At 46.9% G+C, this 19,575-nt stretch carries 17 protein-coding genes, 1 other RNA gene and 1 pseudogene; 7 read left to right on the top strand and 12 right to left on the bottom strand.

What is annotated here, in order from left to right; translation table 11 throughout:
• Positions 1 to 115: 115 nt before the first annotated feature.
• Positions 116 to 1,765, bottom strand: coding sequence for a malate synthase A (gene aceB / locus ACK5NH_RS09540; protein WP_416919537.1), 1,650 nt, complete (start codon positions 1,763 to 1,765; stop codon positions 116 to 118).
• A gap of 835 nt (positions 1,766 to 2,600) precedes the next feature.
• Here aceB and ACK5NH_RS09535 point away from each other — a divergent pair.
• Positions 2,601 to 5,048: a TonB-dependent receptor gene (locus ACK5NH_RS09535; RefSeq protein WP_416919535.1), complete on the top strand. Its 2,448-nt coding sequence runs from the start codon at positions 2,601 to 2,603 to the stop codon at positions 5,046 to 5,048.
• 64 nt (positions 5,049 to 5,112) lie between these two features.
• Here ACK5NH_RS09535 and ACK5NH_RS09530 read toward each other — a convergent pair whose 3' ends face one another.
• From ACK5NH_RS09530 to ACK5NH_RS09515, 4 genes are all read right to left on the bottom strand, one after another.
• Positions 5,113 to 6,882, bottom strand: a complete 1,770-nt coding sequence (locus ACK5NH_RS09530) for a monovalent cation:proton antiporter-2 (CPA2) family protein (protein ID WP_416919532.1) — start codon at positions 6,880 to 6,882, stop codon at positions 5,113 to 5,115.
• 221 nt (positions 6,883 to 7,103) lie between these two features.
• Complete coding sequence (locus ACK5NH_RS09525) at positions 7,104 to 8,834, bottom strand: diguanylate cyclase (protein WP_416919530.1); 1,731 nt, start codon at positions 8,832 to 8,834, stop codon at positions 7,104 to 7,106.
• A 63-nt stretch (positions 8,835 to 8,897) separates the two neighbouring features.
• Entirely contained in the window at positions 8,898 to 9,110 is a 213-nt protein-coding gene (locus ACK5NH_RS09520) for a hypothetical protein (RefSeq protein ID WP_240130362.1), read from the bottom strand.
• 44 nt (positions 9,111 to 9,154) lie between these two features.
• Positions 9,155 to 9,946, bottom strand: a complete 792-nt coding sequence (locus ACK5NH_RS09515) for an SAM-dependent methyltransferase (protein WP_416919528.1) — start codon at positions 9,944 to 9,946, stop codon at positions 9,155 to 9,157.
• Positions 9,947 to 10,350: 404 nt separating this feature from the next.
• On the opposite strand from ACK5NH_RS09515, the gene ACK5NH_RS09510 reads away from it, so the two are divergent.
• Positions 10,351 to 10,842 carry an outer membrane protein assembly factor BamE gene (locus ACK5NH_RS09510; protein ID WP_416919526.1) on the top strand — a complete coding sequence of 164 codons (492 nt, stop codon included), beginning with the start codon at positions 10,351 to 10,353 and terminating at the stop codon, positions 10,840 to 10,842.
• Positions 10,843 to 10,917: 75 nt separating this feature from the next.
• Here ACK5NH_RS09510 and ACK5NH_RS09505 read toward each other — a convergent pair whose 3' ends face one another.
• Together ACK5NH_RS09505 and ACK5NH_RS09500 are read right to left on the bottom strand one after the other, a co-directional pair.
• On the bottom strand, positions 10,918 to 11,253 hold the full coding sequence (locus ACK5NH_RS09505) for an RnfH family protein (RefSeq protein ID WP_416919524.1): 336 nt from the start codon (positions 11,251 to 11,253) through the stop codon (positions 10,918 to 10,920).
• The gene (locus ACK5NH_RS09500; protein WP_011623526.1) at positions 11,243 to 11,680 is read right to left on the bottom strand and encodes a type II toxin-antitoxin system RatA family toxin; all 438 of its coding nucleotides are present in this window, start codon (positions 11,678 to 11,680) and stop codon (positions 11,243 to 11,245) included. The genes ACK5NH_RS09505 and ACK5NH_RS09500 overlap by 11 nt, the downstream gene beginning before the upstream one ends.
• A gap of 254 nt (positions 11,681 to 11,934) precedes the next feature.
• Here ACK5NH_RS09500 and smpB point away from each other — a divergent pair, with 254 nt between their 5' ends.
• Both smpB and ssrA read left to right on the top strand, forming a co-directional pair.
• Positions 11,935 to 12,426, top strand: coding sequence for an SsrA-binding protein SmpB (gene smpB, locus ACK5NH_RS09495; RefSeq protein WP_011071661.1), 492 nt, complete (start codon positions 11,935 to 11,937; stop codon positions 12,424 to 12,426).
• A gap of 72 nt (positions 12,427 to 12,498) precedes the next feature.
• Positions 12,499 to 12,853: a transfer-messenger RNA gene (gene ssrA, locus ACK5NH_RS09490) on the top strand.
• Between the two features lie 308 nt (positions 12,854 to 13,161).
• On the opposite strand, the gene ACK5NH_RS09485 is transcribed toward ssrA, so the two are convergent.
• The 4 genes from ACK5NH_RS09485 to ACK5NH_RS09470 all read right to left on the bottom strand — a co-directional run bounded on the left by ACK5NH_RS09485 (position 13,162) and on the right by ACK5NH_RS09470 (position 16,457).
• The gene (locus tag ACK5NH_RS09485; RefSeq protein WP_416919521.1) at positions 13,162 to 13,464 is read right to left on the bottom strand and encodes a heavy-metal-associated domain-containing protein; all 303 of its coding nucleotides are present in this window, start codon (positions 13,462 to 13,464) and stop codon (positions 13,162 to 13,164) included.
• Positions 13,461 to 13,778, bottom strand: coding sequence for a hypothetical protein (locus ACK5NH_RS09480; protein ID WP_416919718.1), 318 nt, complete (start codon positions 13,776 to 13,778; stop codon positions 13,461 to 13,463). Before ACK5NH_RS09480 ends, ACK5NH_RS09485 begins: the two co-directional genes overlap by 4 nt.
• A 16-nt stretch (positions 13,779 to 13,794) precedes the next feature.
• On the bottom strand, positions 13,795 to 14,934 hold the full coding sequence (locus tag ACK5NH_RS09475; protein WP_416919519.1) for a transglutaminase domain-containing protein: 1,140 nt from the start codon (positions 14,932 to 14,934) through the stop codon (positions 13,795 to 13,797).
• Between the two features lie 251 nt (positions 14,935 to 15,185).
• Positions 15,186 to 16,457: a hypothetical protein gene (locus ACK5NH_RS09470; RefSeq protein WP_416919517.1), complete on the bottom strand. Its 1,272-nt coding sequence runs from the start codon at positions 16,455 to 16,457 to the stop codon at positions 15,186 to 15,188.
• A gap of 255 nt (positions 16,458 to 16,712) precedes the next feature.
• Here ACK5NH_RS09470 and ACK5NH_RS09465 point away from each other — a divergent pair, with 255 nt between their 5' ends.
• The 3 genes from ACK5NH_RS09465 to ACK5NH_RS09455 are packed head-to-tail and all read left to right on the top strand — an operon-like array spanning position 16,713 to position 19,114.
• Positions 16,713 to 17,096, top strand: a complete 384-nt coding sequence (locus ACK5NH_RS09465) for a RidA family protein (RefSeq protein ID WP_416919515.1) — start codon at positions 16,713 to 16,715, stop codon at positions 17,094 to 17,096.
• 22 nt (positions 17,097 to 17,118) lie between these two features.
• Positions 17,119 to 18,393, top strand: coding sequence for a serine dehydratase subunit alpha family protein (locus ACK5NH_RS09460; RefSeq protein ID WP_416919513.1), 1,275 nt, complete (start codon positions 17,119 to 17,121; stop codon positions 18,391 to 18,393).
• A 40-nt stretch (positions 18,394 to 18,433) separates the two neighbouring features.
• Positions 18,434 to 19,114 carry a helix-turn-helix transcriptional regulator gene (locus ACK5NH_RS09455; protein ID WP_416919511.1) on the top strand — a complete coding sequence of 227 codons (681 nt, stop codon included), beginning with the start codon at positions 18,434 to 18,436 and terminating at the stop codon, positions 19,112 to 19,114.
• 77 nt (positions 19,115 to 19,191) lie between these two features.
• On the opposite strand, the pseudogene ACK5NH_RS09450 reads toward ACK5NH_RS09455, so the two are convergent.
• Positions 19,192 to 19,575 (bottom strand): annotated as a pseudogene (locus ACK5NH_RS09450) (hypothetical protein); the annotation flags it as partial.

The following is a 19,575-nucleotide window of genomic DNA, read 5'->3' as shown; positions in this document are numbered from 1 at the left end:
AGCAAGTGAAGCTGCCCCACAGCCTCACTCTGCCCATTGGTTTAATTGGCGGCTTGACCGCCATAACGCATTCCATGTAAACGCATTCAGTGTTACAGCATTAAAACGCAAATCATTAAGCCGTTAGCATCTCGTAACCGGGTAAGGTTAAGAAATCGACCAACTCATCCGAAGTGGTAATATCCTCAAGCAATACCGCCGCTTGAGTAAATTTGCCGTGGGTGAATCTGTCACCGCCCACTTCTTTTTTCACATTCGCTAACTCTTCCACCAGCATGTCCTTAAACAATTGTTTAGTGACAGGTTTGCCGTTTGAGAGTGACTTGCCATGTTGGATCCATTGCCAAATCGAGGCGCGGGAGATTTCAGCGGTTGCCGCATCTTCCATTAATCCGTAAATCGGCACACAACCGTTGCCACTGATCCACGCCTCAAGGTATTGCAGAGCGATGCGAATATTCAGGCGCATCCCTTGCTCAGTACGCTCGCCATCGCAGGGTTTTAATAACTCTGCTGCGAGGATCGGTGCATCCACATCACGGGTGATATGCAATTGATTTTGATGATCTTGGCCTATGTATTCGTTAAAGATCCCCATCGCCGTGTCCGCAAGACCAGGGTGAGCAACCCAAGTCCCATCGTGACCATTACGCGCCTCAAGCTCTTTGTCCTTACGCACCCGTTGCAACACGGTTTCGTTCTGAGCGGGATCCTTCGCCGGAATAAAGGCCGCCATGCCGCCCATCGCCAGTGCGCCACGTTTATGGCAGGTTTTGATCAGCAGTCTTGAATAGGCGCTTAAGAAAGGCGTATCCATGGTCACCGCTTGGCGATCCGGTAAAACGCGGTCGCTATGACGCTTTAATGTTTTGATATAGCTGAAGATATAGTCCCAGCGACCACAGTTGAGCGCGACAATGTTTGAGCGTAATTCATAGAGAATTTCGTCCATTTCAAACACCGCGGGTAAGGTCTCAATCAAACAAGTACATTTGATTGTGCCAGGCTGTAGGCAGAATCTTTCTTCAACAAAAGCAAACACTTTTGCCCACCAACGCGCTTCAATATGGCTCTCGAGTTTAGGAATATAGAAATAAGGACCACTGCCCTTCGCCAGCAATTGGCGATAGTTATGGTAAAAGTACATCGCAAAGTCGAATAAGGCGCCGGGAATGGACTGCTGGTTAAATTCAACGTGCTTCTCTTTTAAGTGCAGGCCACGCACACGGCAGATTAATACCGCAGGATTTGGGCCTAACTTGTAGTGTTTACCGGTTTCTGGCGCTGTATACTCAATCTCACCACGCACCGCATCACGCAGGTTAATCTGACCTTCCACCACTTTCTGCCAGCTCGGTGCTAAGGAGTCTTCAAAATCCGCCATAAACACTTTGACATTGGCATTGAGTGCATTGATCACCATCTTACGTTCGACGGGACCGGTGATTTCGACACGGCGATCGAGTAAATCATTCGGAATGCCGCGGATCTTCCATGCACCGTCACGAATAGCGCGAGTCTCGGGTAAAAAGTCAGGCAAAGCCCCTTTATCGATACGCGCCTGTCTATCTTTACGTTTGGCGAGTAAGGTGGGCACTTCTGTCGCAAATTCACGGCAAAGTGACTCAAGCAACGCCAGCGCGCCTTCGGTAAAAATCACCTCCTGCCCAGGGATGGTATTTCCCACTAAGGCCAGAGTGCCATTCGCAGTGGCCTTATTCTGTGTCGAATTCAATTGCTGTTCACCTAAAGTGTGTTCCGTCATCTTCTCGCCCTCCCAAGAGGCTAACCTTTTGCTCGTTTACGACTCGTTACCAGCAAAGACATGAGTAACATGTACAAACATTCACCTAAAAACATTCAAATGTTCGTTTAGAACCAAAACTTACAGACAAACATTTGTATTTGCAACTATCCAAAAGTGCCATAACCGCTAAAAAATTTGACCAAAAAACCTCTCAAAATTGGTCTGACCAAGATAATAAATACACAATAAGACATTAATAAATATTGAATTTAAAATCATTCGGTAAATAAGGATTTTCTTATCGTGAAATTTGTCAGACAACTTTACCACTTAAAGCCCATTGTAATTTTATACGTAATTTAATTACTGATTGAAAATTTAAATATACAGCATTTTTGACCTATTCGACCTAAGTAGAAAGCAGTGCGCGTTTTGAACTCCACCCGGAGGAAAGCGGTAAAAATCAACAAAACCAATCAATTAACAAAATAGAAACAGATTAAAAATTTAAACACTCGTTTAACTATTACGTTTACGTAAACAGTCAAACAAAGAGAGAGAGAGTGACAGGGATCACGGGTTATGTTTCTCGATCAAAAAGCCGAGTCGATATGGTTAACCCAAAAAATAAATCACTTTTTTATAAAAAAAATGAAACAAATTAGAATTCTGACCCAGTGTTGCTTCAAATGAGGGCAACAGGTGATAGTGAAGGTCTTTATACCCAACGCAGTTAACCGTATTTTGTATGTAAAGATAACCAAGGTTCATGGTCTTTTAAGTGCCGAACAAGGGGTTGCAAACTAGATGAAAATCATTATCATTCGCGACCTTTCTGATTGGGGGACTTTCAATGCCAGTATTACAGCCTGTATTTCGCTTATCGCTTATTGCACTCGCCTGCCTCAGTGCTTTACCACACACAACCTACGCCGATGACACACCTTCAGCTCGCGATGAAAACGTCGAGCGTATAACGGTATATGGCAGACAAAACTCTGTGGTGAAAAACTCAGGACTTGCGACTAAGTCAGATATGTCCTTAATGGAAACCCCTGCGGCGGTTGTTATCGTTGACCAGGAGCTGATTAACAGCCAAGGAGTCGACAATCTGCAGGACTTGATTCGCAATATCAGCGGGGTGACTCAAGCGGGCAATAACTACGGCATTGGGGATAACTTAGTGATTCGCGGCCTCGGCGCAAACTACACCTATGACGGCATGTATGGCGGTGCCGGCCTTGGCAATACCTTTAACCCCACTCGCTCCCTAACCAATGTGGAATCCGTTGAGGTTTTAAAAGGGCCAGCGACAGGACTCTATGGCATGGGCAGCGCGGGCGGCGTAATCAACCTGATTGAAAAGAAACCGCAATTTGAATCCAAACACAAAATCACCACAGAAGTTGGTCAGTGGGATACCTACTCGCTCGCTATCGACAGTACGGGGGGAATTACCGATGATCTTGCATACCGCTTAGTCGCCAAAACCGCCCGCAGTGAAGGCTACCGTGATTTAGGCGCCGACCGTGATGAAGTGTTCGGCTCACTCAAATGGGTATTAAGTGATAGCCAAGATCTGATGCTATCCGGCGCGTATATCAAAGACGCCATTGCCGTTGACTCCATCGGCCATCCAATCCGTATCTACAATGCCGATTCTGTCGGCGGTAAAACCGCGGGCGAAGTCACTTGGCAAGATTTGATTAACGATCCTAAGGGGCTAGGCATCCAGCTAACCGACGAGCAGCGTCAGCAATTGGCGGCGTCACTCGCTAGCGGTGATGGTTTAACTCCCTACTCCTTCGGTGACGCGGGATTAATTTCTCCCATGGCAAAGGATAATGAAGGTGAAGAATTAAGGTTCAAGCTGACCCACAATATCTACTTTACCGATAATCTGTTCCTCAACCAACAGTTGCAATATCGCGACTACACCACAGGTTTTGCCCGTCAAACTGGCGCTTACAACTATGTGTACTGGAATAACAAAGGCAAGATAAACGCCGATCCCCGCGCGCCACTGGTTGAAAATGGCGTGCTCTATCCCTTTGCCGCCAGACGTCAGGAATACCGCCAGCTCGATGCCGAAGAAACCTCATGGCAGTATTTTGCAGATCTACATTACGACTTCCAAATCGGCAATATCGACAACGAATTACTGGTGAACGCTAACTACGAAGATCGCAACATTCGCCTCGAGCAATTCTCGATTTACGATGCAGACCAAGTCATTAAAAACAAACAAGGCGAAGTGATTTACCGTGGTTCGCTACCGTACATTTACGATATCCGCAATCCAAACTGGGGAACGGGTAAATTTGCCGACGATGATCCACTCAAAACCGCCAACTACAACAAAAAAGTCAGCGCTTGGGGCCTAGGCGTGCAACATGTGGGTTATCTAGGTTATGGCTTTACCACCCGTGTTGGCGTGGCCTTTAACGAAATCAAACAGAGCTATGAGCACTTAGGCGTGGATGAGCGCTACAGCGCGAGTCAAGCCAGCCCAACCCCTGAGGAAGATAGCAAAGATAACGGTGTGACCTACAACTTGGGCTTAACTTATATGCCCATTGATGATTTATCATTTTTCGTCAATTACTCAAAGGGCCGTACCGCCTATAGCATTTTAGGTTCTATCACTGGGGAAAATACCGACCGCGAAGACTCAGAATCCGTCAGTAACGATCTCGGTATGCGCTTTAAAGCCTTTGACGATCAGATGCTAGCATCGCTGGTGTTCTTTAAAAGCTCACGCACTAATGTGCCTTACAACAACCCAGACTATAACGCTGGCGTGTCTGGTGCCGAGGTGCCCGTGTACTTTTACGATGGCAGCGAAGATACCCAAGGGGTCGAGCTGGATCTCAATGCCCACTTAAACGATAACTGGCGCATCAACCTTAACGGCATGTATCAAGACGCTAGGGATAAACAAAACCCGAATGACAAAGCCAACTACGACAGCCGTCAAAAAGGTGTGCCCTATGTGACCGCCAGCGCTTGGGTAACCTATGGTGCAGACTGGTTTGCCTTAACAAGCCCTATTGAGCTGAGTTTAGGTGCTAAGTATGTGGATGATAGAAGCACACACTCAAGCTCATTTGGTATCCCAGATGGTTATGTGCCGAGCTACACCTTAGTGGATTCAGCCATCAGCTATGCCACCGACTCCTGGAAGTTACAATTGAATATCAACAACCTATTCAATAAAGACTATTACAGCAAGGCCATGTTCCTCGGTGGCATGCCGGGCGAAGAGCGTAATGTGAAGCTGCAATATAGCTACAGCTTCTAAGCGTTTTCCTTAAGCCCATAAACAACAAGAGAGCCAATAGGCTCTCTTGTTTTAACTGGCGGACTTAACTGACGTTTTCCCGGTCGCCACGCATCAGCGACTCTAACTCAGCTTTCCCTTTATTGGATAAATCAAGGAGCTTGGCTAAATCATGTTGATGGGCCGCGCTGGCTATCACCAGCTTTTTATCGTGTTCGGCAAAAATCTTCACCCGTTCATTGGCTTGCACCTGCGATAAACCTAAGCCCTGCAATATCTTCTCACTGGCGGATAAAGCCGAACCAAAGGTTTCACGAAACACATCAGTCACCCCAAGGCTCATTAATCGATAGGCATGGTTACGGTCCCGCGCCCGAGCGACGATATTGATATGGGGGAAATGGGTTTTCACCTGCAGAGCAATTTCAATCGAATCCTCAACATTATCAACGGCCAGCAGCAACAAGCGCGAGCGTGCAATCCCCGCCGACATCAACATATCTAAACGTCTGGCATCGCCAAAATAGACCTCACCACCGTATTTGCGGATCACATCCACATGGCTGGCATCCTTATCTAAGGCCACAAACGGAATACCCGATGACGCTAAAATCCGCCCAGTGATCTGCCCTACCCGCCCAAATCCGGCAATGACCACCTCAGATTCAGTCACATTAATGGTATCGGGCAAACGTGTATCCACCACCTTAGGTTTAGTGGCTCTAAAAAGCGTGAAAATCATCGGCGTGACTGCCATGGATAAACCGATGGCGAGCACTAAGATTTGAGCGATTTTATCATCCACTATGCTGGATAATTGCGCCTGCGACAGCAGCACAAAGGCAAACTCACCGCCCTCAGCCAAGATAAGACCTAGGGCAATACTCGGGCGCCATGTATGGTGGCGCAAGCGCCCAAGGAGCATCAGCACGAGGGTCTTAATCAGTAACATGCCCAGCAAAATCGCGAGGATAAGTAAGGGATCGGTTAAAAACAGCTTGAGATCCATACTCATGCCCACGGCCATAAAAAACAGTCCAAGCAGTAAGCCCTTAAAAGGTTCGATATCGGTTTCGAGCTGATGTCGGTAACTGGAGTTCGCCAGCATAATTCCGGCTAAGAATGCCCCCATACCCGCCGACAGCCCCAGCCATTCCATCAATTCGGCGCTGCCCATCACCAGCAATAATGCAAAGGCGGTTAACACCTCTCGAACCCCGCTACTGGCAACGAGTTTAAGTAACCGCGGCAACAGATATTTGCCCACCAACACAAAGCCCACTAAGGCCACACAGGTCCAATACCATGGCACAGCATGGTGCTCAATCTGGGCCGAATTAGGCGCAAGGTAAGCGGTTAACAGCAACATGGGGATCACTGCGAGATCTTGCATTAACAACACCCCAAAGGCATCGCGGCCAAGCGGGGTGGTCAGTAGTCGATGTTCACTCATCAACTGCACCGCAAAAGCCGTCGATGATAGTGATAACGCTGCGCCAACCACTAATGCCGCCTCAATGGATAAGCCAAATCCCCAGGCTAAACCGCCTATTGCCGCCCAAGAAAGGAGTAACTGACCACTACCGAGACCAAAAATGGCACTGCGTAGCTCCCATAACTTGCTCGGATTGAGTTCAAGCCCGAGCACAAACAACATCAGTACCACACCCAACTCGGCAAAATGCAGCACGGCGGCGGGATCAGACACCAGCGCCATGCCTCCGGGGCCTAGAATCACCCCGGCAGCGAGATAAGACAGAATCGGTCCTGCGCCAAAACGTTTGCCCAAGGGCACAAAAATCACCGCGGCCAATAAAAATAACAGTACAGAAGTGAGCAGACTCGACTCTTCCATTAGGGCTCCACAACGTTAGCGAAAGGCAAAAATATGGGTATGACCTTAAGCGAAAAAAGCTTTGGCTACCGCTCGCAATCATACTCTACTTATGCAGGAAAAAGTGTGAAAAATTGACCTGAAAATCATCGAAAGAACGCTAAAAAGGAGCTAGGAAACGAAAGAAGGAAACAGATTTACATAAGCCTAAACAATCAGTTACATAGAGAGTACAAATCAGTTTAAGTCTGTCTTGCCAATTTGCTAGTAATATTCGTAGCGCGTTTATCTGAGGCTAAAGCATCCTCATAACAGAACACACTGTTACGGCCGCTCGATTTCGCGGCATAAAGCGCCATATCGGCACGGTGCAACAGAGGGTCTAGGCTTAAATCTTCTTTTGTCATACCACTGACCCCAAAGCTCGCGGTAATGGTAAATTTATGCCCCGACAGATGAGTATCAATAGCTTCGAGTCGTCGACGACATTGTTCGGCAACTTCCATCCCCTTGGCCTCATTGGCATAGGGCAAGAACAACGCAAATTCTTCACCACCAATCCGAGCAAACACATCGCCATTACGAACATGGGGTTTTAATACTTCCACGACTTTTTTCAGCGCCCAGTCACCCGTACCATGGCCGTAGGAATCGTTAATCCGTTTAAAATGGTCTAAGTCGAATAAAATCACGCAATAATCGCCCCCACGGGCGGCGGCTTGTACAAACAGATTTTCGCCCAAATCCTGCCCTGCACCACGATTAAGCACGCCCGTCAACGCATCCATTCTGGCCATACGCATAAATCGACGTTTTTGCAAACTGCCGACCACTAACAAAATCGCGAGGAAAAACAGCCCACCAACTAATATCGTGATAAACATCAGCATATTAGTATATTCACGCTCTTTTACCGTTTGCTGAGCGATGTAAAGTTGACGCTCTTTATTCAGCAAGTTGATTTCACGCGCCTGCTCATCGGCATTAAACTTAGCCGCCTGATAAGCAAGGGTTTTCATCTTCGATTGGTCAAAAATCAGTTGATTATAATGTTGCTCTTTTCTTGAGTATTCATAGGCTTGTTCAAATTGTTTATCCGCCGCCATCAACTCGGCAAACACTTTATAGGCAATATGCTTATGTTCGATATAACTATTATCATCGGGAAATGTGAGCACTTTAACAGCGTGACTTTTTGCTTGCACCTGCTCACCCGTTGCAAAGTAATTCTCGGCAAGTAGTGCATGCACATGGCTGATTTCTAATTGAAATTGAAAAGCTTCATACCCTTTTAACGCTAATAGCAAAATCGCTCTCGCGCCTAAATAGTCACCCCGCTCCTGCAAAACCATACCTTTGCCTTTCATCGACATAGTCGCCAAAAGGGGAAATTGCTGCGCATCACAATATTGACGGCTATCTTCGAAGGCATTGAAGGTGTCGGGACTTTTCACACCGAGCAAGTAAATCGCCCGCAGCAATTTGGCATGGCAAATATCGCGAACATCGGTTTCCTGAGCGAGTTGTAACACCTTATTGGCATAGAGGCCCATATCACTATAAGCGTCCATTTCGGAATAAATATTGGCAATTTTCAGATAAGAGTGGCGTTTAATCGTAACATCATCGATATTCACCACTAGGGCTAATGCTTTGGCGACAGCCGACAAGGCTTTATCATAGTCGCGCATCCCTATATAGACCGTGGCTTTATAACTATAAACCGACGCTAATAACTCAGAACTTGTGATTAAGGTTTCCGCCTGATGCAGATCGTCTAACGCTTTGGCATATTCACCTGTGAAAAAATAACCTATCGCTCTATCTATCCTCAGTCGACCTTGTTGCACTGAAGTTAATTTACTGAATTCTTTCTCATATTCGGCCAGTTTTTTCTGCGCAGTACTAAGATCAGATTGCAGTAATACATCAAGCTCATTGAGTGCCTGATCAAAATCGAAAGAGTTAGCCATCAACGCTGTCGAACACAAAGCAAAGATGGCTAATAGGGCACAACGCAACCGTTTCAAGATAAGTTAATTATTACCGTGATTAACTAAAACAAAGGTTTGATAATTTTGGTCGCCATTCAAGACTTTGAGCTTTTCCATATCCCCAGTCATTACAGCGTTAATTTCTTCATCAGTTAACCCATGGGCGCGCATCACCGCCTCTGGATTCTGTTTATAGTCTTCCATTAACTGCGCATCTTGGCCTAACTGGGTAAAAAAATCAGATAATGCAGACATGCTTATTCCTTATTGTTAATAATGACTCAATATCACACTTCAATTTAGCCCAAATCTTCGGGGTCGATCCCTAACTTAGCCAAAATAGCATAGTTGTACTCCAGCTTTTTTGCTGGCGGAATTAACAAAGTGCTAATCGGCGTTAAGTGCGTTTGGGGTAAATTCGCTAAAGGTAAACGCTCGATACGCGGCGCTTGGATTGGCAAATTGGCCGCTTCGTATATGACCACCTCATGGTCGAGGGGATACCATTGATTCAACTGCTCCACGAGGATCTGCAACCTATCGCTCGAGGTATGGAATTGGGTTAAGGTATGTTCACCCGCTATGGCGATTTGCCAGAGTAATAAATGGGTAGTGGGATCCGGCACATGATTGAAAAACATAAACTGGCTGGCTTCAAAGCTTTGGTGCCCTGAATTACCTGGATCAATCCCTAAGTCTGCCCATAGACAGGCTTCGGCCGAAATCCCCGGTTCCATCTTGGCCGAAAAACCTTCGGCCTTGGCGCGAGTGATAGCCATATGGGATACACAGGCAAACACCCCCGGATGACCATAAAGTGCACACACGGTTTTTTTACCCGCTCTCACCGCATCTAGAATGGCATTAACCATTTGCTCGTAAGTTTCTCGGCGATTTTTAACTTCACCATTTTGCGCATAAAACTGCTGCAAATTGATGACATTTGGGTTGAGCTTCGTCAACCAACGCTGCGAGAAACCGTCGGGTAAGAGTGAAAATACAATATCGGCATGTTCAATATAGCTGCGACTTAACACGCTAATTTGCCCCGCAAGCTGTAACCCCGTACCCACACAGACGAGTGATCCCAATGGTCTCTCCTAAAATGCACTACCACAGGCTTTTATTCATGAACTCAAACCGAAACCTTGATAGCAACCGCTAAACCCTATGCTACTCCCTAAAGTAGCGAAAAAATGCTAACATCATCAAAGTAAAACATTTTCACAACTCTACCCATGTTTTTACAACATTGCTACATCAGCATCTCGACTTTGCTTAACTTTACGGTTTTGCAGCGCAATTTACCCCGGGTCAGTTCATATAGGCTCAATAAACAGCATAAAAGTCTTCGCACACAGCGAACTAAAACCCGCAGCTTAGGTCGAAAACTCACACAATTGCAACGATAAGCACCGCAACGCCCAATTACCCTTGTCATAAGGGGGAGTGCTTGGGTATGATGGCCGCCAGATTTTCAGAAGTAGCGCATACAATGATCAATAAAAAGCAAAGTCTTACCCTGCTGAGCGCCATTGCGCTCTCAGTTTCGCTCAGTGCCTGTAGCGTGTTTGATTGGCTGATCTATAAGCCCGATATTCCGCAAGGCAACTACATGGAGCCGCAACAGGTTGAAAAGTTGCGTATCGACATGACCAAAGAGCAGGCCGAATACATTCTTGGTCGACCAGTATTGCGTGACAGCTTTGCCGATGACACTTGGTATTATGTGTACCATTATAAGAGTGGCCGTGATGCGAGCATTATCCACAAAGAACTGATCCTGCACTTTACTGGTAATAAATTGAGCTTAGTGAAGGGCGACTATGAATTAAGCCCAGAGTTCAATACGCCGCTTGAGCAGAGTAAGTTACCTATGACAAACACTGCCGAGTCTGCGCCGCTCGTGCCTGCACAGCGCCCTGACGAAAAACCATTAGTGAAAGAAAATCAAACAGAATCGCAAGTTCAAAAGCCAATCAAGTAAGCACAATGGTTAAACACTTGCCTTAAACACAAAAAGCGCCCATGGCGCTTTTTGTTTGCTCGTGTTGCGGACCAATTAAGACACCCGTCCACCAGTCACTTTATTGGCACGACCTTCATCCTTGGCCTTATCGGCACGGCGGCGACGCACATCCTTAGGATCGGCGATCAGCGGGCGATAAATCTCCACTCGCTGCCCCGGTAAAATCACTTGGTCATGCTTAACCACATTGCTAAACACCCCAAGCTTTACCGTTTCTAAATCAATCTCAGGGAAAAAACTCACCATATTGCTCTGACGCACTATGTCAATCGCACTCGTGCCGGGCAACACGCTAACAGAAATCACCTTCTGCTGACTAGGCAGCGCATAAATAACATCGACGACGAACTTATCTGCTTCATTTGTCACTGTAAATTACCTTAGCGCGGCTGGTAAATGCCGTCACCATTGACACCATAAGATCATTAAACACTTTACCAAAAGCCATATCGACCAATGAGCTGGAAAACTCAAAATTTAAGTCAAACTCCACCTTACAGGCATCTTCTGTCAACTCGGTAAAACGCCACTGGCCGAATAAGTGTTTAAAAGGCCCATTTTCAAGTCTTAACTCAATACTCTTTCCCGGCACTACCTGGTTGCGCGTGGTAAAGGTCTTACGGATCCCCGCCTTACTCACATCAACCGAAGCCACCATGGTCTTACCATCAAACTCAAGCACTTTACCGCCAACACAACCGGGTAAAAACTCTTTGTATGACTCAACATCATTCACTAAATCATACATTTGCATCGCACTAAAACGAACTAACACACTTCGAGAAATCTGCGGCATAGGGCTTGGCACTCTCAATCTAAGGAAACACGCGATCTCAAGCGAACTCCGCGCGCCCTAATCTCTAGGGAAGCTAACAAAATTGGTTTGGATTCTACCACGATACTTAAAAAACGCACCCCTCACATATCCCTATGATGACACAGCAAAAACCGCATAAAAAAACAGCAATAAATTGATGGGGGCTTGAAATAGCTCAAATAAACCCTTATATCCATTTCAAATTGATTCACCGTGCGTATAATGGCGCCACTATGGTAAAGAAAAACTCAAAAAAAGCCGCGCCTGCGACAATCGCACGTAATAAGCGCGCAACCTTCGAATACCGTTTCGAAGAAAAAATGGAAGCCGGCCTGTCCCTTATGGGATGGGAAGTGAAGTCTATCCGCATGGGTAAAGTGAACCTATCGGACTGCTACGTCTTCTTAAAAAATGGCGAAGCCTTTATGCACGGCTGTACCATTATTCCGCTCAATACCGCATCGACCCATGTAGTGTGCGACCCGATTCGACTGAAGAAATTGCTCTTAAGTCGTAAAGAGTTAGACAAATTAGCCGGTCTTGTTGAGCGCCAAGGCTACTCGATTATCCCTATCTCCATGTACTGGCGTAAAGGGGCTTGGGTCAAAGTGGAAATCGGCCTAGGTAAAGGTAAAAAAGACCACGACAAGCGTGAAGATACCAAAGCGCGCGAGTGGGAAGTTGAAAAAGCCCGCGTAATGAAAAAGGAAAAAACGCGCGGATAATGAACAAACGATTGAACTTGCAGCAAATGATACTAGGTTATCGCCACGCTACGAGTTACAATCAACTTTCTTGGGGGCGATTCTGGATTCGACAGGATTCACGAAACCCTGGGAGCATGCCGAGGGGCGGTTGGCCTCGTAAAAAGCCGCAAAGTTATAGTTGCAAACGACGATAACTACGCTCTAGCCGCTTAATGCCGCTAGCCATCTACCACACGTTTCGCACATGGGCAGTGGATTTGATGGTCATCTCACATCGTGCTAGCGAGGGAACCTTGTCCGGGGGTGAACCGCGAAACAGTACCGGACTCACCGTGTGGAATCCTGTCTTTCGGAGTTCAAACGGTTAAACAATAGAAAGACTAAGCATGTAGCGCCTTGGATGTAGGTTTTCTGGACGCGGGTTCAAGTCCCGCCGCCTCCACCACCTTCCTAAAGGACTGATTCCATTAAGGTTTCAGTCCTTTTTTCTTTTCTGAGCCTGACACAACTGTGCTACAGGAGTGTGCTACATGGCTTCATCTGTTCCAACTTATCTCTATCAACGAAATGAGATCTGGTGATTATGCGTTATGCGTAAGATTGCGCCGAATCAATATGAGTTACACAACCAAAATCCAGAGTATCAAAAGATGTCGGCCATGGGCTCAATGAAAACCTTTACGCGCATAAAAGCTATTCTAGAAAGACAAGATTAGCGTGTGCTAAGTAGTCACTCGAACGGCTGAAATCTTCTCAGCTCTGCTTTTCGACCTTATTGATACTGCCTTTGTAGCCTGTGGCATCAACGGCGGTAATTAATTTATCGAGGTTAAAATCATCGGCGACTGTGACCACGGCCTGCTCGGTTTTCAAGTTCGCCTTGGCTTTGATTACCCCATCGGTTTTGCGCAGCGCCTGATTAACGACGGTGACACACAGTGGGCAGGTCATGCCTTTAACATCGAGTGTGACCTGCACATTATCCGCCCAAGTGAATGGCGTAAACCCCAGCGATGTGATGAGTAGGAGTGGTGTAATACGTAATAGTGGCTTCATTCGAACACCTCAAGTAGCCAAGGTAGAACAAAGGGATACAGTTGGAACGCCAACACAATAGGCACCGTCAGCCAATAGACTAATAACATTTGTCCCTGACTAAACTTGCCTGTGCAAAGCGGCTTTTTAGCAAAATATAAACGCCAAAAGCCAAGCAAGATCAGCCCTGTTGACAGGATCAACATAGGCACTTGCAACCAAGCTAAACTCGATAATCCCGACAACCCCGCCGCAGACACGCCAAACACTAAATAGATTAAAGGCGCGATACAGCAAAGGCTGGAGGCAACTGCCGCAACAACGGCGGCAGCCATGGTGGCAAGCAGCGGTTTAGCGCTGCTCGCTTGACTTGTAGTCATAGGCAAAGACTTTTGGTTCATAGTAATTAACTGGATCGCCGTCCACTTCGGCATAGGGATAACCAAAATTGTTGAGTGGAGTCTGCTCCGCTACAGGGAATAAGTCAAAGTCGCGGCCATAGTTAAAGCCAACCCAATTCATCTCCCAGTTCCCAAATAGATAATCATTCACCGCTTGCACTGCAGGATCGCTATGCTCCTTATTCTCGGTAAGGCGCATTTTAGTCACATCCGCAGGATCTGCGGGTAACCAGCCATAGCCAGCAAGGTAGAACATGGCACGGCAGTGTTGGCCGCCAGTCACATCGGCAAATCCCTTATCATCGGCGCTACCAAATGCTTTCTTAGAATACTTGCCCATCTTGATGGCTTGGCCTAAACGAATACCAAACATTTCACGGGCAGGCACACCCACGGCGCGCATCAGCGCCACAAATACCGAGTTGATATCGGTACACTTGCCGCCGAGTTTACCGCTTTCAAGAATCGTGGCCACATCACCATTACCGCATCCAATCACACTGTTATCACGGTACATATTCGCACTCACCCAGTTATAAATCAGTTGCGCTTGTTTGAGCGGTTCTGTCTCTTTACCGATAATTTTATCGGCGGTCTGCTTAACGATACCATCGACTGGCATATGTTTAGTTGGCTTAAGGTAGATGGCGACGTCGGCAGGATACTCAGGCTTGGCTGGCGCGCGATAATGGGTTAACTCGCCACTTTTAACGGGTTCCCAATCTTGGGTTTCCATCACTAATTCTAGCGTTAGGGTCATCTTCCCCTTGGCATCGGGCCAAGTAGCAAACAGGGTTTTAGCACCATAGTGGTTATTAGCACTGATATAAGCATCCTGATAAGTCCCGCTAAAGTTAAGTTTTTCAACCTGCTGAAAAGCCGTGTTTTCGGGGAGCGGTACCCATAACTTCACCACGCCCTCGGAGCCTTCAGGCGCGACGAGCTGATAGGTGTTCGTTAAGATAAAACGTCGACGGCCACAGTTCTTATCGGCCATGCCATGGTCTTGCGTCGACGCGGCCAATACTGGCATCACGGTTCCCGCCGCCGACAGAATGGCTGCACCCTTCAAAAAATCACGTCTTTGCATTAGGCATTCCTTAGTTTGATAAGCATTAGAAAAAAAGAGATCACTAAAGTACTTAGCAGGATTATAGGAAGTTATCGATCCGACACAATCGTCGAATAGCCTCCAAGCATGACGGCGTGCTAAAAACCGCTACTAGCGCACAATGAACCTAACAAATACCGAGTGGGTTAAGACAATTTGTCTGAATATAAGACAAAAAAACAGGTACAGCATTGATGCCATACCTGTTTTGTATCAATAAGAATAAAGGGTCAACTAAAGGCAAGCAGAGGAGAGACACATAACAGCAAGCCAGTGATGATAATGATGTACAGCGACACGCCTTTATACTTGTGCAGTGCAGGCACTCGATAGACCAAATAAGCGGGGATCAAGCATCCCACTAAACCGAAGATAGGACTACAGATAGAGGTAAAACTCAACACAGGGGCATTTAATACAATCGCACCCCACGACAATAGAATGGTAAAGATCATGATGCCGTAACCCACTAACGACTTATTGATCCGCTCCTCGGGCATCACGCGGCGCAGCATATTCATGGTCAATCCCTGACACGCCTCTCTAAAGCCTAAATACACGCCAAAATACGCCGTCATCACGGCAAAGATATTTAAAGTCAGGCTAAGCAGTTTTAAGGTTTGCCCTGGCATGCCCTGAGCAACCATGGCTAAGGCGGAGATATTTTCATGGGAGGCGCGCACCGCCTGCTCATGACCCATGGCAAGGGTAAAGGACACTGCATAGAAAAACACCACAACAAACAATACCCCAAAGGCAATGTTCATCGCGCGCATCGCCTTAAAGCGAGCAACGGCAAGGGATTTTTCCCGCGAGCGGTAGGAGATCACCATAGGGCTTAAACTTTGGATAAATAAAATCGATGTCAGCGTGAAAGGCAGCATCACAATTGCATCCTTGAGCCAATCGCCCGTGCTGGGCACGCTACCGATATTATTGATATGCCACTTATCGACCATCATTAGCCCGAGCACTGCTACTACCCCAAGCTTTGTGAGCACCATAAAAGTGGAAATCTTGAATAAGAGATTTTCACCACGGGAAGCCAATGCGACTAAACCGCAGATCAGCGCCAAGCCATAGAAGGGGTTTTCAGACAGTAATGAGGTGGTCGCACCAAAGCTCTGTAAAAAGGAGGCGCTATCATTGGTGATGGCCGTGGAATACACAAACACCCAAATCACCAACATAATAAAGTACAAGCCGCCGAGTAAGATGCCCCAGTTTTTGCCCAGATACCCCGAAATCACACTCGGGTAATCCTTACACTCGGGCGACTCGGCCAAGGTATTGATAAACAAGCGTTGAAACAAATACATGGCGGGATAACCAATCACGCTTGAGAGCAAGAATACCCACAAACCCATCAATCCCACCTGTACTGGCAAAAAAACGATCCCAGCCCCAATCGCCATACCAATACTCATAATGATCCAACCCCAATCCGTACTATCGAAGCGGGTATCCTCTTTCCATTGTGCTGCTGTTATCGTTGCATCCATATCTCACCTAACCGAGTTGACGTTATTTTATGCAAATATATTTGAACAAAACAAACTCAGCAAACAAAATATTCAACTTTTGTTGAACAAAGTGTCATCGCTCACAATTAGGTCTAAAACGCGCCAAAAGACGCATAAACTCGTCTTTACGGCAGAAAAAATTAAAAAATAATTGCAACCAAACAGAAATGTGCAAATAATATTGCACAGAAAAATTCGATAACATTCAATTTTATTTGCAAGATTGGAGAGATAATGAAAAGCATCATTCATGCAGAACGTGCCCCTGCCGCCATTGGCCCTTATTCCCACGGCACGAGTTATGGCAACCTTATTTTTACTTCTGGACAACTACCGGTTTGCAAAGAGAAAGGTGGCGTTGTCGCTGGCGGGATCAGCGAACAATCTGTGCAGTGCCTCGAGAATCTGAAATACGTGATTGAAGCCGGCGGTGGCAGCCTAGAAACCGTGCTAAAAACCACCTGTTACTTAAGTGAGATCAGCGACTTTGCCGCCTTTAATGAAGTCTATAAAAGCTATTTCAAAACCGACTGCCCTGCCCGCAGCTGCTTTGCGGTAAAAGATCTTCCACTGGGTGTCAAAGTAGAAGTCGAAGCTATCGCCCACATTCACGCATAAATATTGGTAAGGTTGTAGCCCGATGAAACCTTTATGGCAGCAATATATTCAGATCATTAACCAAGTGGTTAAACCCGCTTTAGGCTGTACCGAGCCCATTGCCGCGGCCTATGCGGCGGCCGTGGCTCGTACCTTGTTACCGATAGAACCAGAGTCAATTGCAGTGCAAGTCTCTGATAACTTGTATAAAAACTCGATGGGCGTCTATGTGCCCGGCACGGGTAAAATCGGCCTAGCGATCGCCGCAGCGGCTGGCGCACTTGCGGGTAATGCCGAAGCGGGATTAGAGGTCCTTGCCAACGTAACCCCAGAGCAAGTCACAAAGGCGCAAACCCTAATCGATGCAGGTAAAGTGAAGGTCGAGCGTACCGAAACCGACGAATTTATCTATTGCTGCGTGACCTTAACCGCAGGCGAGCAAGAGGCCATGGTAAAAATCTGTGGCGGCCATACCTTAATCGCCGAGAAGCGTTTAAATGGTGAGTTGGTGTTTACCGCCGATAGCGCCCAAGCCAAGGCCACGGGCTCCATCTGCGACGGCATAGATATCAATATTGAATCGATTTACCGCTTCGCCCAAGAAGTCCCCTTTGAAGAAATTCAATTTATCCTTAAAGCCTCTGAATTAAATAGTAAATTATCCGATGAAGGCATGTCCAAACCCTATGGTTTGGAAGTTGGCCGTACCATGAAAAACGGCATTGCCGCTGGGATCATTGGCGAAGACTTACTCAATAAGATTGTGATGCTCACCGCGGCGGCTTCGGATGCGCGTATGGGCGGCGCTAATCTGCCCGCCATGAGCAATTTAGGCAGTGGTAACCAAGGGATTGCGGCGACGATTCCTGTGGTGATCACCGCCCAATGTTATAAGGTCAGCGAAGAGAAACTGGCTCGCGCGCTGATCATGAGCCACCTCGGGGCGATTTATATCAAATCCCACTACCCGCCGTTATCGGCATTCTGTGGCAATACGGTCACCAGTGCCGCAGCCTCTATGGCCATGGTGTATTTAGCGGGCGGCAGCTTCGAGCAATCCTGCTATGCGATTCAAAACGTCATCAGTGACAGCTCGGGCATGGTCTGTGACGGTGCCAAAGCCTCCTGCGCTATGAAGGTCAGTACCTCTTCGAGTGCGGCTGTACGTTCATTCTTAATGGCGCTAAGTAGCCAAAACGTGTCAGGCCAAGGCATCATAGCCAAAGATGTAGAGAAAACCATTAAGAACATAGGCAAAATGGTACTTAACGGCATGTCATCTACGGATGTCACCATCATTAATATCATGTCAGAATAAGACGATTATTCCTGATAAGCAGCTGAAAAGGGTCAAAAGAGTGAAATTGCAAGACTTAACTCAAAGCGATCTGGATATACTCAAGTCCATCGAAAATATCGTCGATGGGATTGCTGCCATGTATGGCCAACACACTGAAGTGGTGCTGCACAGTTTGGATGCTAAGCACCCTTCGGTGATCAAAATTGCCAATGGCCATGTTACTGGCCGCGAGGTCGGTGCGCCCATTACCAACCTTGCCTTGCTTAAGCTTAAAACGGGTCAGGATATTTCCAACTCTTATCTGACTAAATGTGCCAATGGTAAGACCTTACGCTCGATCACCACTGTGATCCGCAATCCCAAAAACCTGCCGATTGGGTTGCTGTGCATTAATAGCGATATGGATGCACCGCTGCAATCTGTGCTGCGCACTATGATGCCGGAGCAACTCCTTGGCAGCGAACTGACCAGTTCGCCCGAGGTGTTTGCGCGCAATATTGATGAGGCGCTGCACAGCACTATAGATAGTGTTAACCACGAGGTACGTGCGAATCCCGCGATTTCCCCTTCACAAAAGAGTCGCGAAATCGTCAATCAACTCCATGAGTTAGGGATTTTTGAACTCAAGGACAGCGCCCAAGTGGCCGCCACTCGTTTGGGGATATCAGTGCATTCGATCTATCGCTATCTGCGTGAAATCAAAGCCAATCAAACCGAAAGCGAGAAAAGCCTCGCTTAAAAACAAAGGGCTAAGATGTTCATCTTAGCCCTTTGTTTTTATCAGCTTGATAGCTTCAAATGGGATTGCTCATTGGCTTAGAGCACATGGCTCGTTCTACCTATTACATCCCAAGCCTGTACCGTGCCATTGTCCATTAGGGCAATCACATCCAGTAAATTACTGCGAATATCGCGCATGTGACTCAAATCAACGGCTTGCTTATCTAGCGTCACCGCTGGATCTTCCCCCATCCATACTGCAATTGAGCCATCTTGGCGTTTAACCGTGAAGCCTAAACCCGTGGGAAAAATATCCGTTGCTTGAGTAATGTCAGTTTTGGGCCCAGAGTGACCATCAACCACAGTGCCATCTTGCTTTAAAAAGGCAAACTCACGTTCATAGGTCACCACTTTGCTCACCTGAGTGACCTCTTGATAACGCGGCTGGTTTTCTGCCAATTCCCATCCTTCCCAAGCGAT

Origin of the sequence: Shewanella sp. (assembly GCF_047975355.1) — a bacterium.
Taxonomy (GTDB): Bacteria; Pseudomonadota; Gammaproteobacteria; order Enterobacterales; family Shewanellaceae; genus Shewanella.
Note: the sequence above shows the minus strand (reverse complement) of the source record. Positions and strands in the feature narration are given on the sequence as shown.